The organism is Wolbachia endosymbiont of Drosophila nikananu, assembly GCF_028981865.1.
In the GTDB taxonomy this organism is placed as follows: Bacteria; Pseudomonadota; Alphaproteobacteria; order Rickettsiales; family Anaplasmataceae; genus Wolbachia; species Wolbachia pipientis_B.
In genome coordinates, this window is sequence record NZ_JAPQLL010000021.1 from 1 (window position 1) to 23377 (window position 23377).

Genomic DNA, 23377 nt, shown 5'->3' on the forward strand with positions numbered 1-23377 from the left:
ACGAATTGCTTAACCGTCATTCCGCCGCAGACCGTCATACCACCACGAACCGTCATACCGCGATTCATTCGCGGTATCTCTTGGCCGCTAACTCGTAGCGGGATGACGGTTGTCGTTTAGTTGCAAACATTAAGAAATTTACCAAATGAAAAAGAAGGCAAAAGAAGCCCTGGTCATTGTCTATTTTCAGTATTTGGCGTTTTTTAAGTCTTAAACACTGCAATTTAGCTGCTTTTAAACCGCAACTAACCTTAGCTAAAATGTTTAAGAAATTTACTAAGCAGAAAAAAAGGCAAAGAAATCCCGTGGTAATTAGTGTTTACTCCCTAATCCTGCAAATTGGCGTACTGTACTGTCTTAAACGACTTATAAGCGCGTTTCAGCTTATATAGGCAAAAACCTAGAAATGTTGTGAAGACATAGGATGCACATAGTGCAAAAAATTAAAAATAAGACGCCAACTACGTTGTTTTCTTGCTGTTTAATCTGCACAGATGAAGATAACTGAATACCTTCACTATCATGATAAGGGAGGTGGCGGAGTTTGTCAAGTAAGTTTTTTCGTTTCTGCGAGCTACCTGAGCTTATTGACTTCATTAGAGCCAAAACTCTTGAGACCTAGGTGATAATTCTATCTAAAAGGATGCCAAAAAAGAGAAGCAACCCTACGTAGGAATTATTTTTAAATATGGACATGCATTGACTGGGATCGTCAGGATTGAAATTTTTGTATTGGCGGTGAAATATGAACCCTACAGCAAGTAAAGCAATATAAAAGATGTTATTTAATGATGATAAGATACCAGCATATAGCCACGTCATAAGAGATATTAAATAAAATCTTTTCAACCAAGATTTTGTTGTATCACCAAAATATAATGCGGTAGATTTCATTCCGAGTTTTTCATCATCTTTTTTATCTTGATGAGCGTATATGGTGTCATAGCTAAGTGTCCAAAAGACGCATCCTATATAAAACAGCAAGGATTCTATACTGATCTGGTTTATTATTGCTGCTGAGCCCATGAGCGATCCCATATTGAAGGTAAACCCTAAGAACAATTGTGGCCACCAAACATACCGCTTTAATAAAGGGTAAGTAGCTATCATACACATTGAGATTATTCCAAGTATGAGTGTGGTTTTATTAGTTAACAATAAAATTACCAAAGCGATAGATAGTAGCAGTGAGAGTAAAACCAAAGCCTGCTTTATGTTTAATGCACCACTTGCAAGTGGCCTATATTTTGTTCGTTCAACGTGCGCATCTATTTCCCTATCGAAAATATCATTGATTATGCACCCTGCAGGTCTCATTAAAAATGCACCTATAGTGAACAAAACAAGGAGAAAAAGAGCCTGATACGATAGAGAAGTTGAGGCTAAAAGAATACCGCTCAAACTGGGAAATAGCACAAGCCATAAACCTGTTAAACTGTGCAATCTCATTAATGAAAAGTAATGGTTGAAATACATTAATTAAGTGTGATTATGTAATATTTTGCTTACATTAACAAAATTATCGAACGCTAAATCAGGCTTGAAAACTAACTCAGGTATAAATCGCAAATCAACATAACACAATATAGATTTACGTATTGACCATGCAGATTGGTTCATTTCATTAACAACAGTGTTAATATCACAATTATTCTCAGAAGGATCTCCAATGCGTGATGCTGAAATCCATGTACTTTTTTCTGAATCTGAGTAGTCAGCTACTTGGATATTCAATGAAGATAACACAATATATACATCTGCTTTTTTCAGATCTTTACTTAATTTTACGTCAGATACCGCTACATTTTTATTGAACACCTTACCTTCCATTAGGACTCTTGATATTGCTCTATGCAATACCGATGCTATTTTTAGGTTTCTAATTTCCTTTTTCATATCCATCTACTATAACACCCTTTCTTCTTGCACTAATTGATAAGCTTCCAAAATATCTCCAACTTTAATATCAATATTACCCTCTAGTGATACTCCGCATTCAAAGTTTACACCTACTTCTTTAACATCATCTTTAAATCTACGTAGTGCTTTTAACTTTCCTTCATGCACCAATTTGCCACCACGCACTACCTTAATTAAAGAATCTTTTCTTATGACTCCATCACTTACGTAACATCCAATGATATTACCAGCTTTAGATACGTTAAATATTTGCTTCACAGATGCAGAACCAACACGCACCTCTCGTGTAACAGGCTTTAACATTTTAGTTAAATACATTCTCATGTCGTCAATGAGCTCGTATATTATGTTATAAGTATGTATTTCTACACCTTTTTGTTTTGCCAAGTCCCTTATTTTTGAGTCCACTTTTACATTAAAAGCTAAAATTACTGCACTTGATGCTTCTGCAAGCAGCACATCTGAATCTGTTATCCCTCCTACTGCTTTGTGTAGGATATTTAATTTCACTTGGTCTTTACCGAGTTTATCAATTGAACTTGATATTGCTTCAATAGAACCAGTTACATCGCACTTTAAAACTACAGATAGTTCTTCTGTTTCACTGTTATTACGACTGAATATATCTAAATTATTATCGTCTGAATCTTCTTTCTTTTTCTTGATCAATTCTAGCCTGTATTCAACAATTTCACGCGCCTGCTTTTCAGAGTTTACAACAACAAATTTATCTCCGGCATTTGGTACGCCATTTAGACCAGTGATTTCAATTGGAGCGGAGGGTAGTGCTGCTTTTTCTCTTTGACCAAGGTGATTAACCATACTACGTACTTTGCTGTATGTTGTACCAACTACCAATATATCACCAACCTTTAACGTTCCTTCCTCAACTATCAATGTAGCTGATATTCCTTTCGCTTTATCTATTTTGGATTCTATTACCCATCCAAGTGCTCGACAATCTTCTATTGCTTCTAGCTTCATTAATTCAGCGATTAACAAAATCGCCTCTTCTAGTTTATCTAAATTAGTTTTCTTTTTTGCTGATACTGGCACAATCATAATATCACCACCAAGCTCTTCAGAGATGAGATCATATTGAGGCAAACTATTAATTATTTTTTCTACATCACCAGGCTCAGATTTATCAATTTTATTAATAGCAACTATAATAGAAACATTTGCTGCTTTTGCATGATTTATTGCTTCAACTGTTTGTTTCATGATTCCATCGTCAGCTGCAACTACTATTACAACTATATTAGTAATATTTGCACCACATGCACGCATCGCAGTGAACGCTTCATGTCCTGGTGTATCAATAAAAGTAATTTTTTGCTTATCTTTTGTTGTCATTTGATAAGCACCTATGTGTTGAGTTATGCCACCTGACTCTCTTTCTGCAACATTAGATTCACGAAATGCATCGAGCAGTGAGGTTTTACCATGATCGACGTGTCCCATAAAAGTGACGATTGGTGGTTTAGGTTTTTTAGGCAGGCTTTCTCTGCCTTCTATAAAAAATAAATCCTTTTCTCTGTTGGTATCGCTCACTCGTTTAGCCGTATGATTAAATTTTTCCACTATTTCAGATGCTATATCTGGATCTACCAAATCATCCACTCTATAACTCTCACCGACTTCTTCTTTGAACATTTTTAGCACACTCTTGCTATCTTCTGCCATGCGAATAGATAACTCCCTGATAGTTATTTTGTCTGGTATAATAACTTCTCTTGATATATTTTTACCCTTAGTAAACTTTGACTTTTTACTTCTTATACCAAATCTTTGCTTAAATACAGGGGGTTGTTCAGTTTTTTCACCTATTGCCTGTGCAATTATCAGTTTAGAATGCTTAGAATATATATCTTTGTTGACTTTAGAAGACTTTTTATCGTCGCCCTCATAGTCAATATTGTCTTCTCTTAGTTCAACTAAGTGAGTATTACTTAAAACTTTCTTATTTATTTCTTTAGATAAAGTGTCCGCTTCATTTTTCTCGTCAATCTCTTTATTGCTATCTTCTTTTGCTGTTTTCTCTTTTTCTTCTCTCTGATTTCTTTCTTTCAGCAAAGCAGCATTCTGCACAGCATTAATGCGGAAAATTTGTTCTTTCTCTGTTAAAGAACCTAATTTACTCTCGTCAAATAAATTATGTTCTTCTGCATCATGAGATTTTTTTCTTCTTTTTTTTACTATTGTAGCTCCAGTACTTGGGCTAGCTGAAGAGTTTAAATTGAGGTCTAATTTAAGCTTGCTTAAGCCTTGGAGCGTTAATTTTTTATTACTGATATCTTCATTATTCATATTATTTTATTATATTAACCCAAGCTTTTTACGTGCTTCTATGATTATTGAGTCTACTGTATCTTTTAGATTTTCTTTACTATCAGCTGAGGAAGAGAGTATGCTGCAAAACTCATAGCTTGATAAATCTGCTATGTCCTCTAAAGTCTTAATATCATGTTTACTAAGAGCAATTTTATTGTCTATTGATAAAGTTAAATTGATTACATCATCTTCCATACCCAGACTTTTTAGCTCTTCTATTTTTCTATCATTTTCTGCTTTCAGATACTTGTTTGCTCTATTATGAAGTTCATTTGCAATATCCTCATTAAAGCCCTCTATTGAAGCAAGCTCTTTAATTGAAGCGCTGGATATATCTTCTACGCTTGAAAAACCTTCTGTTACCAATAGCTGACCCATAATCTCTTCTAAGTTTAAAGCTTCAGCAAATAAAGCTGAACATTGACTAAGTTCTTTGCTTCGCCTTTCTGATTCTTGCTGAGTGCTTAATATCTCAATTTTCCATCCAACAAGCTCTGAAGCTAATCTTACATTCTGGCCCTTTTTTCCTATAGCTAAACTCAATTGATCTTCAGCAACTATTAACTCTATGCAATTTTCATTTTCATCAATAATAACCTTCGATACTTCTGCAGGAGTAATGGCTTTAATAACAAATTGACCCAAATCTGAGGAGTAATTTATAACGTCAATTTTTTCACCATTTAATTCGTGTATAATAGTTTTTATTCTATCTCCCTTAACTCCAACACAAGCACCTATTGGATCAATGTTCTTGTCAGGAGAGAAAACAGCAACCTTAGACCTTGAGCCGGCGTCTCTAGCTATACCTTTAATTGTTACTAACCCGTCAGCAATTTCTGGTATTTCTTGATTTAATAATGCCTCTAAAAAGCCTTCATGAGTCCTAGAAAGAATAATTTGACGTCCATCATCAGAGCGCTTAACGGTCTGTATGTAAGTTTTAACCTTATCGCCTTCACGAAATGATTCACCACCGGTCAAATTTCGCAATGGAAGATATGCCCTAGTGCCATTTATGTCTATAATAAGATCTGAATATTCTACTTGTTTAACAATACCATACCTTATTTCTCCCACCTTATCTTTAAATTCCTCATATTGCTTTTTTGACTCTTCATCTTTAATTATTTGAGCAATCTTTTGCTGGGCAATCCTTGCTGAAGCAAGATCAGTGTTAAGAGAGAGCAATTCACTAACAGTATCTCCAACTTTTGCATCTCCTTTTATTAATTTAGCTTGTGTCAGCGTAATTGATTCATACTCAGTGTTCTCTTCTTCATTTGATTCGTCATCAATAACTTTTAGTTTTCTGTATGAAGTAACTTTGCCTGTATTTCTATCTATATTAACTACAATTTTACTTTTGCTACCATATTTTTGATAAGCCACTGCTTCTATAGCACTTTCTAGTGCCTTTATTACAACATTAAAATCTAAACCTTTTTGAAGTGAAAGTTCTCCTGCTGTTTTTATTACATCAAGGCTTCCAACTATGTTATTCTTGTTACTTTTCTGTTTAACACTGCTTTTACGATTAGCAATCATAATAAATAAATCCAATGTAATTAGTTATAATTATAGCTTCAACGGGCAAAGAACGCTATCTTAAATGTTAAATGATTGTTAATTTAAGTCAAGTTTTTTCATGTCTTTGTATGACAAGCAACGCCGGAGTAAAGAATAAAGTTAAGACCGTTGCAGCCAATATTCCACTTGCTATGGTTGTTGAAATGTCAACCCACCACTGGCTTGATGGAGAATCATACGTGATTTGTAGCATAAAAAAATTGATATTTAACCTGGTAATCATCGGTATTAAACCAAGAACTGTGGTTGCAACGGTAAGCAATATTGGCCTAACGCGAGAAATTGCAGCGTTTATTACACATCGCTTGGTGTCATTTTTGTGTACCTTAATTTGGTGATGAAAGGCATCAAGCAATAGTATGTTATTATTCACTATAATTCCTGCCAAAGCAATTATCCCCACTCCACACATAACAACTACGAAAACTTGTTGGATAAGAAAGAAAACAAAAAACACACATGTTGTGGATAAAAACACTGCTGTCATTACGATAAATGTATGGTATACATTATTAAACTGTGTCACTAATACCAATATCATTAGTGTAATTGCTAATATAAAAGCCTTTAACAAAAATGTTCCTGATTTTTGTTGATCTTCTTTGTCGCCTTTAAAATCAATTTTTACTCCCTTGTCCCAATCCTGGGCAATAGAATTCTGAATGAACTTTACTCTTTCATTAACAAGATAGCCTGTATCCACATCAGCGGAAATAGTCACTGTACGTAATCCATCAATCCTATTTAGTTTGTTTACCTTTTTTTCGGGAGCATATTTTACTATGTTGCTCATAGGATGCGGGCCATTAACTGTATTGATAAAAAGATTATCTATAGTCTTCATGTTGCGGTCCCTTCTGGGGAAACGGAGTACAATATCGATTTCTTCATCCGTGTTATTTGGTCTATATTTTCCAATCAACACTCCATTTGTAACCATCTTTATAAAATCGCCAATGGTTGCAACACTTACTCCAGAACTTGTAGCCTTACTCTTATCAACACTCATATTCCACTCTATTTCAGGTGCTGATCTGCTATCTTGAATATTTATAAACCCGGATGAAGGTTGGTCCATAATTTTTAGAATTTTTTCTGCTGCTAGATTCAGATTGTATGCACTTCCGCTGAGGTTAATTTGTATTGGCTTGTCAGCCGACGGTCCTAACTTTTCCTCTTGAACATTAATTATTATTCCTTTCATGTCTTGCACACTGCTTCTTATATCGTTTAATATGTGCTTAGCTTTGCGCCTGAAGCGCCAATCCATAAGTTCTAGTTGAATTCTGGCGATAACGTTGTCTGAAAATGCTCCTGATCTAGCATAAGAAACATGAATTTCTTTTTCAACGCTCAAAATGCGTTCTTCCACTTCTTTGAGTATCAGATCTCGTTCCTTAGCTGATAAGCTTTCTTTTGCTTTAACACTGATTAAAATATTATCTGAATCCATTTTCGGAAAAAACTTCACTCCAGGACCAAAGGTAAAGTACAGCACACTAAATGAAAACAGGACGAATACAGTAGCACATATGAATTTTTTAGGATGATCTAAAACCTTCTCTAGCATGCGTGTGTAAGCTCTTATTATAGGCCCAGCATTTTTTATCTCACCACTTTCTATAGCACTCATTTTTTTTATTTCTTTTTTTGAAGTTATCGAAGGCTTGCCAAATATTGCACCAAGTGTTGGTATAAAAACCAAAGCCATAATAAGCGATCCAGTTAAAGTTAAAATTATTGTAATTGGTATATACTGCATGAATTTACCAACAGTATCAGGCCAGAATAATAGAGGAAAAAACACTGCTAATTTAGTTAACGTTGATGATAGAACTGGATAAAACATATCACGAACTGAAGTGTGAAAGGCTTCTACTTTGTCCATTTCGCAGATCATCTTTCTATCGGCATATTCGCTAATCACAATTGCATCATCAACCAGCATGCCAACAGCCATGATTAAACTGAAGAGCACAACGATATTTAAGGTTATGCCCATAAAGTAAAGAGCTATTATCCCAATGAAAAAGGAACCGGGTATCGAGAGTGCCACAAGAATAGCAATCCTTGTTCCCATAGAAAGCATCATTATGATCAATATTAACAACACAGCAAATATTATGCCGTTTTCCAAGTCATCAAGCACATCGCGGACGTTTTTTGACTGGTCATTTAAGTACACCACTTTTAAATTTTCAGGTAATTGATCTTTTGCCTTATCCATTAAGTATTTTACTTGATTTACTGTGTCTATTATGTTTTTTCCGTTACGTTTTGAAATTTCTAGCACGACACTAGGTAATCCATTAATGCGAGCAAACCCTTGGTGGTCCTCAAACCTAGGGTATACTTTTGCTATATCTTTGATTCTCAAAACTGCATTGCCTTGAGATCTAATAGGAATATTCATAATATCTTCTATATCTTTTAATAACCCTGATATTTTAATCGAATATTTACCGGTGTCATTTTCCAGTGACCCAGCTCCCACTAGTCTATTATTGCTTGATATAGCTTGGAATATTTCGTTTGATTGAATGTTATATTTTGTTAGAACTGTGGGCTCAATTATAACTTCCACTGTTTCTTTACGCATACCCGCCACTTCAACTTTGAGAACATTTGGCAGAGATTCTATTTCTTTCTTTAGCTTGCGTGCTATTTCAGTTAAGGCTCTTTCTGGCAAATTACCAATTAAGCCGACATTGAGTATCGGAAATAAGCTCAAGTTTATTTCATTGATTATCGCAGATTCCGCTTCAACAGGTAACTTCGATTTTATGTTTGAAAGCTTTGAACGGACATTATCAAACACTTCTTTATTATCATACTCTGTTCCAAATTCGAGTATCATGTGAGCACCATCATTAGTTGCAAAAGCTCTCAATTCTCTTACACCTTCGATGGATCTTAGTTCATTTTCTATAGGAAGCACTAATAGCTTTTCACTATCTTGAGCAGAAATCCCAGGAAGCCCAACAAACACGCTGATTATAGGAATCTGTATATCAGGGTTACTTTCCCTTGGCATTTTTACATAAACGTATGAACCGAAGATAAAAATTACTATAAGTAATAATACCACCGCCCTGTTTCGCTCTATGAGTAAGCTCTGCATGTTGAATGTTAACTGAATATGTGCGTTTGTACAATATTATAGTCGAGATACATTGCATATTAATTAATCCTTGTATAGCTTTAAAACTTTACGTAAATAATTAAAATTTTCGCAAAATTGCAAGTATAAGAAAATTTCTGTATAATAATTCTAGAACAGCATTTGAGAGGTTATTATGGTGGCAATTCTAAATATAACAAAAGGCAAAAATAAAGTTATTGTGTCTGGACTAGCTGGGGCTTTATCAGCTTTAATATTTTTAACAGCAATTCACATTGCTGCAAAGATAGCCATTATCGTTTCTGCGGCTACAGTTACTTACTTATTACTTTTGCTGATTCATAAAATAAGAACTAAAAAAGAACAGCCTGCTGAAATTACTGGTGTTTCAGGAGATAAAGTTTCAGAAGATGAAGGTTATAGCAGTGTTGATGAAGGTGAAGAAAAAGATACCGCAAAAGAACCAGAAAGAACTGAAGCTGAGCTAGAAGAAGAAATGAAAAATGGACTACCTAAACATATGGATTTCAAAGGTAATTCACTTTCTAAAAGCGCTGATACTAAAGATAGTCATTTCGTTTCTAGTGCTACAAATATTGTTATGGAATCTTTACCTAAACAACATGGATGCGCTTGGTAATCCACTTCCTGAGCAGCCATCGGGCGACCTTACCAATATAAGTACGAAAAAACTCTCTCCTGTAGACTTGCTATTACAGTACGGAAATGTAGATAATGATGTAAGAAAAATGCTAGAACAGCCAATTACCCAAAAGGGGTTTAATGGATTAGGATTTGATAGATAGTTGTTATATTAACCTCTTCATCTTATATTGAGAATCAGATGCAATGCCATACACTCTATTTGGCGGAGCAGTTTTGTTCTCTATACCAAAAACTATACCTTCAATTATTGCTGTGAGTACTTTTTCAAGGTTACAGTCTGCTCCAGGAACACGATGCTCTAGGCGGCATCTTTTGGAATCGTTGCCAAAATAGGGAATTCTTATCGCAGCAGTTCTGTTATTTACTCCCCAACTAATTGTAGTTGGAGTATGAATATCTGGGTACTGAAATCTTAAATATGAATCATCATTTGGAGCGAAAAACAACATATGTTTTTTCATCATTGCACATAATCCACCAATACTATGAATCAAATAATCACTATACTTTTGCTCATTGATATAAAATAAGTTATCGTTATTTGAATTCACGAGATTAACATGCACATTTAATGCACTGCCTGCTCTATCCAAATAAGGCTTTGCTTTAAAAGAAACATTCCCGCCAAATTTTTGTGCTGTTTCAGTAAGTAATTGTTTCGCTAACTCAAAATGCTTAATTAAATTGTCAGAGTTCGTGTAACAACCACTTTTTATCTCATATTGATGTGTAGAATTCTCCTTCTCGCAAGAAAATTCAAGAGATGCTATTTTATTTTTGATGCTACTCAGAAATAAATATTCTTTTTCTATTCCTTCAATGTAAAACTCTAGTTCAATACCGAATACAGCATGACAACTCGAATTACTTAATATAATCATAAACTTGCTTCAGTAAATCTATATTAGGTTAGCTATATTTATATGAATACTTTACTTATTTGCCAGTAAATTTAACATCTTATTTATACATAATGTATTACTATTTTAAATAGCATGCTTCTAATCCTCGATACAAGCGACATTTACAAATTGATCATTTTTGTGAAATAAAAATGATCAATTTTAGTGTTTTTATACCCTTTACAACCCATCAAAAAATCACCATAATTTTTAGCGTGTGTTTAAGTAGTATTAGCTTTTTATTTTATAGTAAACTATTGATTATCTTATATTTTCTAATTATTATTTTTTTTCTTGGTGTGGTGTATGAACTTAATTAACCCTAAGGTTTCTACTATGTTTTTTGACCAGATTGTTACAATGACGGATTATAATACCGCTTGGGAAAAAATCCAAAGTTGTCTTTATAATCTTTATGGAGAAGCAACATACAATAGCTGGCTAAGTTCACTTAAATTTGTTAGCAGCAGAAATGGAGAAGTCTTATTGTCTGTATCAACAAGGTTTATAAAAGAGTGGATCACAGTTCATTACATGGAAAAGATATTATCATTATGGCAAAACAAGAATGAAAGTATACGTTCTATTGATATTCAGGTCGCTGAAGAAAAAAATCTAAATTCTAATGTTATACTGAAAGATAGAGAGGATAGTAATCATAGTCTTGGCTCGCCACTTGATCCAAGGTTCACTTTTGATAATTTTGTAGTGGGAAAACCGAATGAATTGGCATTTACAGCAGCAAAGCGTGTGGCAGAATCTGTGGATCCAATACTAGGTAGCAATCCTTTATTTTTGTATGGCGGAGTGGGGCTTGGTAAAACACATCTAATGCACGCCATAGCTTGGCATATAGTCAATTCTCCATCAGCAAAAAGAAAGGTAGTATACTTATCAGCAGAAAAGTTTATGTACCAATATATTACAGCTCTACGAAGCAAAGACATTATGTTATTTAAAGAGCAATTTAGATCAGTGGATGTACTGATGGTAGATGATGTGCAATTTATCGGTGGTAAAGATAGTACACAAGAAGAATTTTTTCACACTTTCAATGCATTGATAGACCAAAATAAGCAATTGGTTATATCAGCTGATAGGTCTCCTAGTGATCTTGATAGAGTGGAAGAAAGAATAAGATCACGACTCGGTTGGGGGTTGGTGGCAGATATTAATGAAACAACTTTTGAATTAAGGCTTGGTATATTGCAGGCAAAAGTGGAGCAGATGAATATGTATGTTCCGAAAGATGTCCTAGAGTTTTTAGCAAGGAACATAAAATCTAATATAAGAGAATTAGAAGGAGCATTAAATAAGGTTACCCATACCTCATTAATTGGAAGAAGTATGACGATAGAATCAGCTAGTGAAACCCTAATCGATCTTCTTAGGTCAAATCATAGGTCGATCACAATAGAAGAAATACAAAAGAAAGTAGCTGAATTTTTCAATATAAAGGTTGCAGATATGCAATCCAATAGAAGACTTCGCAGTCTTGCAAGGCCAAGACAAATAGCTATGTATTTTGCCAAAAAATTTACGCAAAAAAGCCTACCAGATATTGGGAGAAACTTTGGTGGCAGAGACCATGCTACCGTTATACATGCAGTAAAACAAGTAGAAAATTTTATAAAGACCGACTCAAAATTTGCTGATGAAATCAATCGATTGAAAAAAATGTTTAAGTAGCGTTTTTAAAATAGCTAATAACAAGTCCTAAAATGAATCTACTATAGTTTTAATCCGTTTAAGTTTAAAATCTTCTGTTAGCTTCGCAGAATACATTTCCTTATTGTGTTGATTATAGAAGGTAAATTCGTGATCATCTAAGTTTAGTATTGCAAAGCCAAAGCCGAAAAAATTTCTAACCTCGTGTGCTAAGTAGTTTCTACCATTTGGATAGTCGAATTCTACATTTTGATAAACACGCTCTTGGTCTTGAGCGTGTAATGATGCACCGCCATTTCCAACTATAATCTGGTCTGGAACATTATCCATTAATAAAATCTGGGCTATATGAATGTGGCCAGAAACTATGGTAGTAACATTGCTTGGAAATTTATCTCCAAAAGCTTCAATTTGTGTAAGATTACCATGGCTTTTTAATGTCAAAAATTCTTTTTTTGGAGATCTCCAAAGCGGTTTATGAGTTAAAAACCACGTAGGCTTATCTTGTATCAATTTATCAAATTGCCTTTCAAAAGCATCAATTGTGCTTCGGGTTGTAAAAATATCCTCACCGAATGAAGAGTCGAAGATAAAAAATTTCATCGGTCCAGCATCTAAGGACCAACTAGAAACGAAGTTTTCACATTTTTCAGACGAAAAGGGGTATGAATCTAGATGCCTGAACCATCCTTCATAAGCTCTATCACAACTCTCATGGTTTCCACGAACAAAAAGGAAAGGGGATTGTAATGAAATATCCTTTGCAGGCTCAAACCAATCAGCGTACCAAGCTTTTTTATTATATCCATAAATATCGCCACACTTTTTTGTATTTCTACATTTTGTTTGTCTATAATGATAATCACCAACATGGATAATTAAATCTGGTTTATGAAGAGTGATTGAATCTAAATTTTTTTTTAAAGGCCAGCTATCTACCGAATTACATTCCTGCTGAAATAACATATTGATTCTACAACCAGTATCACCAATAAAAGCAATTTTATTAACCTTTTCTGGTAATATAGGAACTCGTAGATCCTCAATACTAATGTTTTTGGCACTTGTTCGTACTGTCAGTTCACAAACTGTTTCGTTATGATCACCATTGTTAATTGAGCTGCGATTCAGCATTTCTATTTCTTCGCCATCGACATAAACAATGGGACACATGTCATTGTCTGTAATTGCACGTATGCTTAATTTATTTTCTGGGATAACTTGAGACCATGTGTATAATATCTGTGCATGGACGAAATGAAAGCTAGTTATAAGAGAGAGAGCTAAAAAAATAAAGATACTAGCTACATTCATTTGTATAAAAACCTAAGTTAAAAATTATTAGTAAGGTTATCTTAAATGATTAAAATTTATAATCAAATTATACAAGTAATTTCTAGATTATTCTAGTATCAGATTGACACTCTAGATGAAAAATTCTAAAATGATTAAGTAATTTAAAATAATTATATAAAAACTAGAATATAGTGCGGCCGTGGTGGAATTGGTAGACACGCAGCGTTGAGGTCGCTGTGGCTCATAAGGCCTTGGAAGTTCGAGTCTTCTCGGCCGCACCAGTTTTTTTATCGCTGTTTCATATGGGTAAAAATGTTTATAGGAAATCAAAGTAGCAATAAGGTAGAAAGAGCTATCAGCGAAGTCAGGCGCGGCCGGCCAATTGTAATATATGATGAAAGTAATTACCTATTGCTTGCTGCTGCTGAGGTTTTAGAAAGAGATTTGTTTAATCAATACAAGCTTATATCAAGTAATGTATATGTTACTTTAACTTCAAGTAAGGTAAAATACATATCTCAGAATAAAGAACATAGCAGCAAACGTCTGTTGATAAGCAATTTTGATGAACTGTTCCATTTAATAAACTGTTCAAAGGAAGATAGCATAAAAGAGTTGCAATGCTCAAAGACAATAGATGCGTATGCTGTTGCCTTGCTTAAGTTCTCAGAATTATTGCCATACGCGTTAGTGGCTGATATGACTTTTGAGAATAAGCATGAAATGCGAAATTGGTGTAAAGAAAATGACATTATTGTACTAGATACGTTACTCGTAAATGATTTTCAACAAAATCAGAGTGTGTATGAAGTGTGCAAGACATCATTATTTTTAAAACAGACTCAAGAAGTAGATATCATATCTTATAGAACCGAAAGTGGCGGAAAAGAACATCATGCAATTATCATTGGCAATCCAGATAAAGATGGCGAACCATTAGTAAGAATTCATTCTTCGTGCTATACGGGTGATTTGTTAGATAGCTTATCATGCGATTGCAGAAGTCAGTTACATCAAGCAATTCAAATGATAGCTGACTCTGGAAGTGGTATTATATTGTATTTGATGCAAGATGGAAGAGGCATTGGTTTAACTAATAAGTTAAGAGCGTACAGTGTGCAAAGAGGACATAATCTTGATACTGTTGATGCAAACAGAATATTAGGTTTTGAAGATGATGAAAGGAGTTTTGCTATTGCAGCTAAAATGCTTAAGAAATTGAACATTAACAAAATCCAATTACTTACAAACAATAATAGGAAATTGTCAGAATTGGAAAATAGTGGTATAGGAGTTACAAAGTGTCTACCACTTATTGTGGAACGTAATAAATATAACGATTCATATATGGAGACAAAGTTTGGTAAGCTAGGCCATAAGTTAAGAGTTTTTTAGCTTTTTTGTTGTAACTACTTTGTTAATTTACTATGTTTATTAACACAAGTTAAGATTTTTAGGAATACTAAAATGCTAAGATTTTTTAAGCGAGAAAAAAATACTGAATCCTTAGATAAGGATATAGATTGGAATTCAAACCGCTACAGCACAGTTGTTGCTCAAAGGAATATTCTACTTTTATTTGCATTAATATTATTAGCAACGATCTCTATCAGCATATTAGTCATATTTAAAATTAGCACAAGTAGCACTATTGAGCCATTTGTTATAGAAATTGAGAAGAAATCAGGAATAGTACAATTGGTTGATCCTGTCACAGTAAAGCAGTATTCTGCAGATGAAGCGCTAAACGAATATTTTATTTCAGAGTATATAAAAGCAAGGGAGGTTTTTGATCCATATCATTATAATTATAATTATTATACAAAGGTGAGGTTGTTTTCCTCATCTAATGTGTATAATGAATTTAGAAATTACATAGGATCGCAGAATATGGATGATCTTTTTAATTTATACTTAGATACCAAAAATAAATTTAAAATTCGTTCAATTCAAAAATTGGGTAACGATGCTCTTCAGGTGAGGTTTTTTGTGGAATTTACACGGAAAGATGGAAGTTCCACAAGAAAAAATAAGATAGTTATTATGTCATATAGATATGCATCGCTTGAAATGGATGATCAGCAAAGATATATTAACCCATTAGGATTTCAAGTTATTTTATATAGAGTAGATGATGAATATGTATAGGATATTATTAGTTTTAGCTTTACTTGTAAGTAGCAATTTAAACGCATCCATTAATTATAATGAGCCTATTTCTGTAGATAGTAGAATAAAGACTTTTGTGTATAGCCCTAATGAAGTATTTACGGTGGTTTTTAGTCAAGGTTACTATTCTTATATTGAATTTGCAGAAGGAGAAAAAGTTAAAAATATCGCTGTTGGTGATGCATCAAGTTGGAAAATTAATCCTTATGACAATAAATTGCTTATCATGCCATTTGAAGTTAGTAGCCGCACTAACATGATCATTACGACAACTAAAAAAAGAAATTACATTTTTGATTTAATCTCAAGGCCAAACTACGATAAATACCCAGATACTGATGCTAAGAAAGTGGGTCACGATTATTCTGCTGAAAAGGATATATCTTACGTAGTACGTTTTTATTATCCTCAAGAAGAAGGTGAATTTGATGTTGATTTAGATGAGGTTTCTTTACCTACTCAAATGCAATATACTACAGATAAGCCAGAAAAAATAATACAAGAAAATGATACGAAGTACAATTATACATATATTGATGAAGGTGGTAATGCGGATATAGTTCCAATTGAGCTATTTGATGATGGTTATTTAACCTATTTAAAATTTAGAAATAATAATAGAATACCTCAGATTTTTGTAGAAGAGGAAGATAAACCTTGTAAAAGGCTGTTATTTGATGATTATGTTATAATAAAAGGAGTACATAAAAAGCTATTTATGCGTTATGAAGATGGTGAAGTTGAAATTATAAATAGGTCACTTTAGCTGTGGTATATGCAATATGAATAAAGAAAGGCGTAACAATTCAGAAGATGAATCAGAAATAGAGAACAAGGTAGTAACAGTTGGCTCTAATCAAGGTCATAGGGCATTGATGGTCATTATTTTAGTGCTTCTGGTTGGTGGAGTGTATTATCTCTATTTTAGTCCTTCTCATAAAGAGGGTTCAGAAGTTATTAAAAAAGAGGAAACAAAGCAAAATGTTCAAGAATTGAAGGGAAAGTTGGAACAAATTCCAGATAATGTAATGGTTCCTGAAAGAATAATAACTGATCCCTTACCACCCTTACCTCCTCTTCCTACACCACCAATCATACCAGAAATAAAACAAATTAGAAAAGAAGAAGAGAAACCAAAAGAAACTCCTGTGTCAAATATACCTATTTTGCCAAAGCAAAATTTTCCTTCTAGTAATATTATGGGCAATTTACCTACCTCGTTTCCTACAATAGGGGGTGGCGGTTATCCTAGAGATAGACGTAGTGTACAAATGTTAACAATTTCAAGTGATGGTGGAGAGAACAAGGCTGCTGCTGCTATTTTATCTGACACTTCAGCACAATCGAGCAAAGCTACCAGAGTAGGAAAGCTTGGTTTAATGGTTACTCAAGGTAAAATTATTGATGCCGTTCTTGAAACTGCAATAAACTGTGATCTGCAAGGAATGCTGCGTGCTATGGTGAGTAGAGATGTTTATGCAGAAACTGGTGATACAGTTTTAATACCTAAAGGCTCAAGATTGATAGGCAGTTATTCATTTGACTCGAATGTCGCAAGAGCTCGTGTAAATATAAATTGGAACAGAGTGATTCTTCCTCACGGAATAGATATTGCTATCTCATCACTTAGTACTGACGAGCTTGGTAGAGCAGGCATTGCAGGAATAGTTGATAATAAAATAGTAAGTGCATTATTCTCTTCAGTTGCACTTGCTGGTGTTTCGATTGGTTCAGCTGTTATAGGGCAAAAAGCTTCTAATCTTGTTAACGAATCAACCGTTGTGGGCATGGTGAGATCTATTACTGCAACTGAAATAGATCTTTCCTCACTCAAAGATGTTATTAAATTAGAAGGAGAAGAGAAAATATCTAGTGACAAATGGAAACTTGGTCTTGGAGCTATTGGAAAAATTCGGAACGCTAAAAATGAGCAGGATTTGCTGAAAATAATGAAAAAGGAAATAGCAAAAGCACTAAGCGTTAATGAGGGTAATGTGAATATAAGCCTGGAAGATGTAAATCAACTGTTACAACAATTTCAAAGAGAAAGCAAGTCTGTTTATGAAGAAGCAATAGGGAAGTCAATCAATGATTTTTCTAAAGATATGCGAGATATAGTTAACAAACATACAGATAAAGAACCAACTGTTTATGTTAATCAAGGCACCGCATTGAAAGTATTTGTTAACCAAGATATAGTATTTCCTCCACAGGCAATATTAAATCAATGAAATGAACTATGCTGCACTTGACACATATTTGGAGCCATTACAAGGCATATTTCAAGAAGAAGGCATAAATGAAATATCAATAAATAAGCCAAAGGAAGTATGGATTGAAAATCGCGGTGAAATAAGGTGTGAAAAATTAGAAGTATTCGATCTTAACCATTTGAAATCTCTTGGTAGACTGATTGCTCAAGCTACAGAACAAAAACTTAGCGAAGAAGCACCGTTACTTTCGGCGACATTACCAAATGGTTATCGTATACAGATAGTATTTCCACCAGCATGTGAACCTGATAAAGTAGTCATGTCGATTCGTAAGCCTTCTAGCATGCAATTAGCACTCGATGATTACGAAAAAATGGGGGCTTTTTCTGAAACTGTTACAGAAGCAACTGATAATCCAGCTGACCGTCATTTGGATTTACTGTTAAGGCAAAAAAAAATAAAAGAGTTTTTAGAATACGCTGTAATAAGTAAGAAAAATATTATAATTAGCGGTGGAACTTCCACTGGTAAGACTACTTTTACTAATGCTACTTTGCGTGCTATTCCAACTGAGGAAAGAATTATTACTGTTGAGGATGCAAGGGAAATCGTTTTGAACGAACATCCCAATAAAGTCCATCTAATTGCCTCTAAAGGAGGGCAGGGTAGAGCAAAAGTAACCACTCAAGATTTGATAGAGGCGTGCTTACGTTTAAGGCCAGACAGAATAATAGTTGGTGAGCTCCGTGGAGCGGAAGCTTTTAGTTTTCTTAGGGCGATAAATACTGGTCACCCTGGATCAATATCAACCCTTCATGCGGATAGTCCAACAATGGCCCTTGAGCAAATAAAATTGATGGTTATGCAGGCAAATCTTGGCATTCCTCCAGACCAAATTATACCATACATTAGAAATGTGATTGATATTGTTATTCAGCTAAAAAGAACCGGTGGGGACAAAAGAAGCATTTCTGAGATATTATTTACTAGATCTGCGAGCAAAAATGCTTAAATTTATACATAAGTTAAAAAAGAGTAGTTTATGAGTAATGGAAATCACCTACGTAATATTCTCATAGGAGGTGTAGTAGCTTTTAGCGTACTTGAGTTTTGCTTCTATCTATCTGGTATATTGTTCTTTCTATTAGTTGACGGTCCGGATGCTGTGGATTTTAAGGCAATTAATCCTAGTTTGACACCTTTTCCTCAAGCTCTTTGGCCAACGATTTTTGATCATATACAATATTGTTGGCACCACCCAGAGTTATATAGCCTTGAGCTCAAATTTAAATTAATTCTATCTTCTACAATGCCTATTGTTGTTTTAATGATTATCTTATGGAATTTAAGAGAAAGGATAATTGAGTGGCGACCATTTAAAAAGAAAGAATCACTTCATGGAGACTCGCAGTGGGCATCAGAGAAAGACATACGAAAAGCAGGATTAAGAAGCAAAAAGGGATTATTGCTTGGTAAAGATAAAAGAGGATACTTTATTGCTGATGGGTTTCAGCATGCATTGTTATTTGCACCTACAGGTTCTGGTAAGGGTGTTGGCTTTGTAATTCCTAATTTATTATTTTGGACTGACTCAGTAATTGTACACGACATAAAATTAGAAAACTATGAAATAACAAGTGGTTGGCGAGAACGACAAGGACAAAAAGTATACGTATGGAATCCAGCGCAGCCAGATGGAATAAGTCACTGTTATAATCCATTACAATGGATTAGTAAAAAACCTGGGCAGATGGTTGACGATGTGCAAAAAATAGCTAACCTCATCATGCCTGAACAAGACTTTTGGCAAAATGAAGCAAGAAGCTTATTTGTTGGAGTGGTGTTATACTTACTTGCTACACCAGAGAAAGTTAAATCTTTTGGTGAAGTTGTGCGTACGATGCGTAGTGATGACGTAGTTTATAATCTTGCTGTTGCTCTTGATACAATGGGTAAGATAATACACCCTGTAGCATATATGAATATTGCAGCTTTTTTACAAAAAGCTGATAAAGAAAGGTCGGGTGTTGTATCAACTATGAACTCATCGCTTGAATTGTGGGCAAACCCATTGATTGATACTGCAACTGCGTCAAGTGATTTTAATATTTTAGATTTTAAAAAGAAGAAAACTACAGTTTATGTTGGTTTAACTCCTGACAACTTGACTAGGCTCAGGCCTTTAATGCAGGTTTTTTACCAACAGGCAACTGAGTTTCTATGTAGGAAATTGCCATCAGATGACGAGCCTTATGGCGTATTGTTTTTAATGGATGAGTTTCCTACACTTGGAAAAATGGAGCAATTTCAAACAGGTATTGCATATTTTCGTGGTTATCGAGTTAGGTTATTCTTAATTGTTCAAGATACTGAGCAGCTCAAAGGAATATACGAAGAAGCAGGAATGAACTCCTTTTTGTCAAACTCGACTTACAGAATAACTTTTGCAGCCAATAATATTGAAACAGCTAATTTAATATCGCAACTTATAGGAAACAAAACTGTACAACAAGAATCGTTGAATAAGCCTAAATTTTTAGATTTAAATCCTGCTTCAAGGTCGTTGCATATCTCTGAAACACAGAGGGCATTGCTATTGCCTCAAGAAGTTATTATGTTGCCACGCGACGATCAGATAATTTTAATAGAGTCGACTTACCCAATTAAATCAAAGAAAATTTTGTACTATAGTGATAGCACCTTCACAAAAAGACTGCTCAAGCAAACTCGTGTGCCTACACAAGAACCATATGACCCAAACAAAGTTCTTTCTGCTGCTGCGAGCAAAGATAAGGTTAATAACGAGGGGAATAATGCTCTTGAGGGGCCTAACTCAGTTGATTATCCTGCTGAAACTAAAACAGAAGATGCGGTGTATGATGAATCAGATGAATTTGCAGACGAAGATATTGACGATAAGTTTGAAGATGATGATGACTGGTTTGATGACGAGAGGAGCGATGATGGGTTTGATGACGAAGACGAGGAGGATGAATTTGAAGATGAGGATATTGACGATAAATTAAAAAATGATCAAAAATAAAGGTTGATTTTGCCTATTTTTTAGCTTAGAAAAGTGCAAAATAATTAGGTTTTTCATATTAAACCATTTTTAATTAATTAGTATTAGATTAGCTAATTTAACTAGGGGAGTAGTAATGATTAGTAAAAAAACATTAGCAGTTACAGCACTTGCTTTGTTGTTATCACAACAATCCTTTGCAGGTGAAACAGAAGGATTTTACTTTGGTAGTGGGTATTACGGTCAATATTTAAATTACATAGGTGAGTTGAAAGCAAAAATTGGAGATACTGCTGCTACAGCTACCAATAATGTATCTGTAAATGACAGGAGTGCTCAGAATACAGAAGGTCAATTACTAAGTAAGTATAAAGGAGATTACAATCCACCTTTTGCTGCAAATGTGGCACTTGGTTACACAGGAGAATTGGGTAACAACAGCTATAGGGCTGAATTGGAAGGGATGTATTCTTCTGTAAAAGTGGATAATATTGGTTTAGCAAGCAGTCAAATGACGGCGTCATACGTAAAAGTAGTTAAAGATCAAAATAGTGCAGAAGAAAAACATTTATATGGTGCTATAGTGAATCATGACCAAATTGAGAACATATCTGTAATGGCAAATGTTTATCATCATTGGAAAAGTGACCGTTTCTCTTTTTCTCCTTACGTTGGTATTGGAATCGGTGCAACAAGAATGACGATGTTTGAAAAACCGTCAATAAGACCCGCAGGTCAATTAAAAGCTGGCTTTGATTATCGCATAAACGAAGATGTAAATATGCATATCGGATATAGAGGTTTTGGTGTTATGGGTAACAATTTTACATTTCAAGCAATGCAGAAAGCAGTAAAAAAAGCAAATGGTACATCTAGTATTATTGATGAAAAAGATGCACTAAAAGAGGATATAAATGTAGGTAATCAACTATTTCACACACACGGCATAGAGGCTGGCCTTACTTTCCATTTTGCTAGTAAAGCTTAAACATGTTGCCCTTTAAAAAATGTATAAAACCGTTCCTGTCATCCTATGGCTTGACCATAGGATCTAGTTAAATATATAGCTAAAGTGGCTTAGGTTTACCTACAATTTGAAAAACAACAAGTCCGTCATTCCGCTACTTGTTAGCGGAATCTATGCTGAGATGCCGCGGCGGTATGACGTAGGGAAACCTTTCTTGGGTTAGCTATAGATCCCAGATATCAACTATGTTTTTTTAAAAATTTTTTATTTGTGTAACTTTGTTCAATCATGTGGGCAATAAAAACCCGTGTGTCATAGAAATAAAATTTTATATCAAACAGCTGTCACAACAATTTCTGCTTAGCTAATGAATATGTGCTTTAAGTCTGTGTGGACGCACATATTCATTAGCCAATTTCAGTTACCGTTGTAAGAGTATGCAAATTAATTGCTTCTTTAAGTCTTGCATTAGCAATTACTATAATTTTTCGCATTAGAGCTGTTATAGCCACCATCTTCTTCTTACCACTTTCAATAAGCTTAGAATAAAAGGCACCAAGTGCAGATTTGGACCTTGCAGCAGCCATGGCTGCTGTAAAAAGCTTTGAACGAACGTTACTTCTTCCACCTATAATCCTTCGGTAGCCAATAGCTTTACCACTTTCCTTAGGATGAAGCGCAACACCTGCAAGGCTTGAAATTTGCCTTTTATTTAAAGAACCAAGTTCCGGTATGAGACACAATAAACATTGAGAGGTTTTTCTACCTATTCCAGGAACTGTTTCAAGAATTTTTTGGCATCATTGCAATTCAGGATTTTCATTGACTATTTTTTGTATAGCTTGATCAAGCTTTTCTACCTGGTTGTTGAGGAATTCAATAGCTTGTTGACAACTTTCCTTAATGTAATCATTTCCAGGAGTTTTTAGCCTATTCTTGTCTTGAACAAGCATTTTCGTAATATCGTCACGACGCTGACAAAGTGCAAACAAGGTGGTTTGTTCTTTTGAGATAGGTGTAAATAGCTGCAGATGTCTACACCGCTCAGAACCATATTGGGCAAGCGCTTTTGCATCAAGACTTTGCCAAAGTTCCATGAGATAGAATGAAGTTTTTAACTTGATGAGTATTAGCACGATGCACAGCAATGTTTCTATCAATAAGAAAATACAATAAGCCAAGCTCATAACCTCCTGTAGCTTCTAAAATTGCCATGGAGTTAGGCAAGATATTTGAAAATTTTTGGTAGAATTGTTTCCAACCAACACAACTATTGTCAAATTTGATGACACCTTTTTGTTCATTAACTGCAGTAACAAATTCAAGTTTTCCAATATCAATGCCAATAAAATTTTGATAAGATGTAACCATAAATAACCTCGAGAGTTTTAGTTAAAGTTTAAGATTGTAAACGGGTGCATATATATGTCCCAAACAACTATTCAAACGTCTCGAAGGATAGGCTTGAGTACCTTGACTATCTACGTATGTTATAATACTACCGTCTTA

15 protein-coding genes, 1 tRNA gene and 2 pseudogenes are annotated in these 23377 nt (G+C 34.4%); 10 read left to right on the forward strand and 8 right to left on the reverse strand.

What is annotated here, in order from left to right:
- Positions 1–618: 618 nt before the first annotated feature.
- The 5 genes from ubiA to OZD67_RS01515 all read right to left on the reverse strand — a co-directional run bounded on the left by ubiA (position 619) and on the right by OZD67_RS01515 (position 8965).
- Positions 619–1476, reverse strand: a complete 858-nt coding sequence (gene ubiA, locus OZD67_RS01495) for a 4-hydroxybenzoate octaprenyltransferase (protein ID WP_182158489.1) — start codon at positions 1474–1476, stop codon at positions 619–621.
- 3 nt (positions 1477–1479) lie between these two features.
- The gene (locus OZD67_RS01500; protein WP_182183918.1) at positions 1480–1896 is read right to left on the reverse strand and encodes a ribosome-binding factor A; all 417 of its coding nucleotides are present in this window, start codon (positions 1894–1896) and stop codon (positions 1480–1482) included.
- Positions 1897–1905: 9 nt separating this feature from the next.
- The gene (gene infB, locus OZD67_RS01505; protein WP_182183920.1) at positions 1906–4230 is read right to left on the reverse strand and encodes a translation initiation factor IF-2; all 2325 of its coding nucleotides are present in this window, start codon (positions 4228–4230) and stop codon (positions 1906–1908) included.
- A 9-nt stretch (positions 4231–4239) separates the two neighbouring features.
- Entirely contained in the window at positions 4240–5802 is a 1563-nt protein-coding gene (gene nusA, locus OZD67_RS01510) for a transcription termination factor NusA (RefSeq protein WP_182183922.1), read from the reverse strand.
- Positions 5803–5890: 88 nt separating this feature from the next.
- Positions 5891–8965 carry an efflux RND transporter permease subunit gene (locus tag OZD67_RS01515; protein ID WP_182183923.1) on the reverse strand — a complete coding sequence of 1025 codons (3075 nt, stop codon included), beginning with the start codon at positions 8963–8965 and terminating at the stop codon, positions 5891–5893.
- A gap of 175 nt (positions 8966–9140) precedes the next feature.
- Between OZD67_RS01515 and OZD67_RS01520 the strand changes: the two are divergent.
- A pseudogene (locus OZD67_RS01520) lies at positions 9141–9771 on the forward strand (hypothetical protein).
- Positions 9772–9774: 3 nt separating this feature from the next.
- Here OZD67_RS01520 and OZD67_RS01525 read toward each other — a convergent pair.
- Positions 9775–10512, reverse strand: a complete 738-nt coding sequence (locus OZD67_RS01525; RefSeq protein WP_182183925.1) for a type I glutamate--ammonia ligase — start codon at positions 10510–10512, stop codon at positions 9775–9777.
- A 327-nt stretch (positions 10513–10839) separates the two neighbouring features.
- Here OZD67_RS01525 and dnaA point away from each other — a divergent pair, with 327 nt between their 5' ends.
- Positions 10840–12222 (forward strand): chromosomal replication initiator protein DnaA, encoded by a 1383-nt coding sequence (dnaA, locus tag OZD67_RS01530; RefSeq protein ID WP_182183926.1) that lies wholly within the window; start codon positions 10840–10842, stop codon positions 12220–12222.
- 27 nt (positions 12223–12249) lie between these two features.
- Here dnaA and OZD67_RS01535 read toward each other — a convergent pair whose 3' ends face one another.
- Entirely contained in the window at positions 12250–13515 is a 1266-nt protein-coding gene (locus OZD67_RS01535) for a metallophosphoesterase family protein (protein WP_182183928.1), read from the reverse strand.
- A 175-nt stretch (positions 13516–13690) separates the two neighbouring features.
- Between OZD67_RS01535 and OZD67_RS01540 the strand changes: the two genes are divergently transcribed.
- The 8 genes from OZD67_RS01540 to OZD67_RS01575 all read left to right on the forward strand — a co-directional run bounded on the left by OZD67_RS01540 (position 13691) and on the right by OZD67_RS01575 (position 21889).
- A tRNA-Leu gene (locus tag OZD67_RS01540) sits at positions 13691–13778 on the forward strand.
- 31 nt (positions 13779–13809) lie between these two features.
- Entirely contained in the window at positions 13810–14892 is a 1083-nt protein-coding gene (locus OZD67_RS01545) for a GTP cyclohydrolase II (RefSeq protein ID WP_182183930.1), read from the forward strand.
- Between the two features lie 72 nt (positions 14893–14964).
- Positions 14965–15645 carry a VirB8 family type IV secretion system protein gene (locus tag OZD67_RS01550; protein WP_182183932.1) on the forward strand — a complete coding sequence of 227 codons (681 nt, stop codon included), beginning with the start codon at positions 14965–14967 and terminating at the stop codon, positions 15643–15645.
- The gene (gene virB9 / locus OZD67_RS01555; protein ID WP_182183934.1) at positions 15632–16432 is read left to right on the forward strand and encodes a P-type conjugative transfer protein VirB9; all 801 of its coding nucleotides are present in this window, start codon (positions 15632–15634) and stop codon (positions 16430–16432) included. Before OZD67_RS01550 ends, virB9 begins: the two co-directional genes overlap by 14 nt.
- 16 nt (positions 16433–16448) lie before the next feature.
- Positions 16449–17897, forward strand: a complete 1449-nt coding sequence (locus OZD67_RS01560; RefSeq protein ID WP_182183936.1) for a TrbI/VirB10 family protein — start codon at positions 16449–16451, stop codon at positions 17895–17897.
- Position 17898: 1 nt separating this feature from the next.
- On the forward strand, positions 17899–18891 hold the full coding sequence (gene virB11, locus OZD67_RS01565) for a P-type DNA transfer ATPase VirB11 (protein ID WP_182183938.1): 993 nt from the start codon (positions 17899–17901) through the stop codon (positions 18889–18891).
- A gap of 30 nt (positions 18892–18921) precedes the next feature.
- Positions 18922–20922: a type IV secretory system conjugative DNA transfer family protein gene (locus tag OZD67_RS01570; protein WP_182183940.1), complete on the forward strand. Its 2001-nt coding sequence runs from the start codon at positions 18922–18924 to the stop codon at positions 20920–20922.
- A 115-nt stretch (positions 20923–21037) separates the two neighbouring features.
- Positions 21038–21889 (forward strand): P44/Msp2 family outer membrane protein, encoded by an 852-nt coding sequence (locus OZD67_RS01575; protein ID WP_182183942.1) that lies wholly within the window; start codon positions 21038–21040, stop codon positions 21887–21889.
- A 386-nt stretch (positions 21890–22275) separates the two neighbouring features.
- Here OZD67_RS01575 and OZD67_RS01580 read toward each other — a convergent pair.
- Positions 22276–23239: pseudogene (locus OZD67_RS01580) on the reverse strand (IS110 family transposase).
- Positions 23240–23377 lie beyond the last annotated feature (138 nt).

What these genes read in the sequence shown, in the direction of transcription:
- ubiA (WP_182158489.1), bottom strand. Translation starts at nt 1,476, where the DNA reads ATGTATTTCAACCATTACTTTTCATTAATGAGATTGCACAGTTTAACA.
- OZD67_RS01500 (WP_182183918.1), bottom strand. Translation starts at nt 1,896, where the DNA reads ATGAAAAAGGAAATTAGAAACCTAAAAATAGCATCGGTATTGCATAGA.
- infB (WP_182183920.1), bottom strand. Translation starts at nt 4,230, where the DNA reads ATGAATAATGAAGATATCAGTAATAAAAAATTAACGCTCCAAGGCTTA.
- nusA (WP_182183922.1), bottom strand. Translation starts at nt 5,802, where the DNA reads ATGATTGCTAATCGTAAAAGCAGTGTTAAACAGAAAAGTAACAAGAAT.
- OZD67_RS01515 (WP_182183923.1), bottom strand. Translation starts at nt 8,965, where the DNA reads ATGCAGAGCTTACTCATAGAGCGAAACAGGGCGGTGGTATTATTACTT.
- OZD67_RS01525 (WP_182183925.1), bottom strand. Translation starts at nt 10,512, where the DNA reads ATGATTATATTAAGTAATTCGAGTTGTCATGCTGTATTCGGTATTGAA.
- dnaA (WP_182183926.1), top strand. Translation starts at nt 10,840, where the DNA reads ATGAACTTAATTAACCCTAAGGTTTCTACTATGTTTTTTGACCAGATT.
- OZD67_RS01535 (WP_182183928.1), bottom strand. Translation starts at nt 13,515, where the DNA reads ATGAATGTAGCTAGTATCTTTATTTTTTTAGCTCTCTCTCTTATAACT.
- OZD67_RS01545 (WP_182183930.1), top strand. Translation starts at nt 13,810, where the DNA reads ATGTTTATAGGAAATCAAAGTAGCAATAAGGTAGAAAGAGCTATCAGC.
- OZD67_RS01550 (WP_182183932.1), top strand. Translation starts at nt 14,965, where the DNA reads ATGCTAAGATTTTTTAAGCGAGAAAAAAATACTGAATCCTTAGATAAG.
- virB9 (WP_182183934.1), top strand. Translation starts at nt 15,632, where the DNA reads ATGAATATGTATAGGATATTATTAGTTTTAGCTTTACTTGTAAGTAGC.
- OZD67_RS01560 (WP_182183936.1), top strand. Translation starts at nt 16,449, where the DNA reads ATGAATAAAGAAAGGCGTAACAATTCAGAAGATGAATCAGAAATAGAG.
- virB11 (WP_182183938.1), top strand. Translation starts at nt 17,899, where the DNA reads ATGAACTATGCTGCACTTGACACATATTTGGAGCCATTACAAGGCATA.
- OZD67_RS01570 (WP_182183940.1), top strand. Translation starts at nt 18,922, where the DNA reads ATGAGTAATGGAAATCACCTACGTAATATTCTCATAGGAGGTGTAGTA.
- OZD67_RS01575 (WP_182183942.1), top strand. Translation starts at nt 21,038, where the DNA reads ATGATTAGTAAAAAAACATTAGCAGTTACAGCACTTGCTTTGTTGTTA.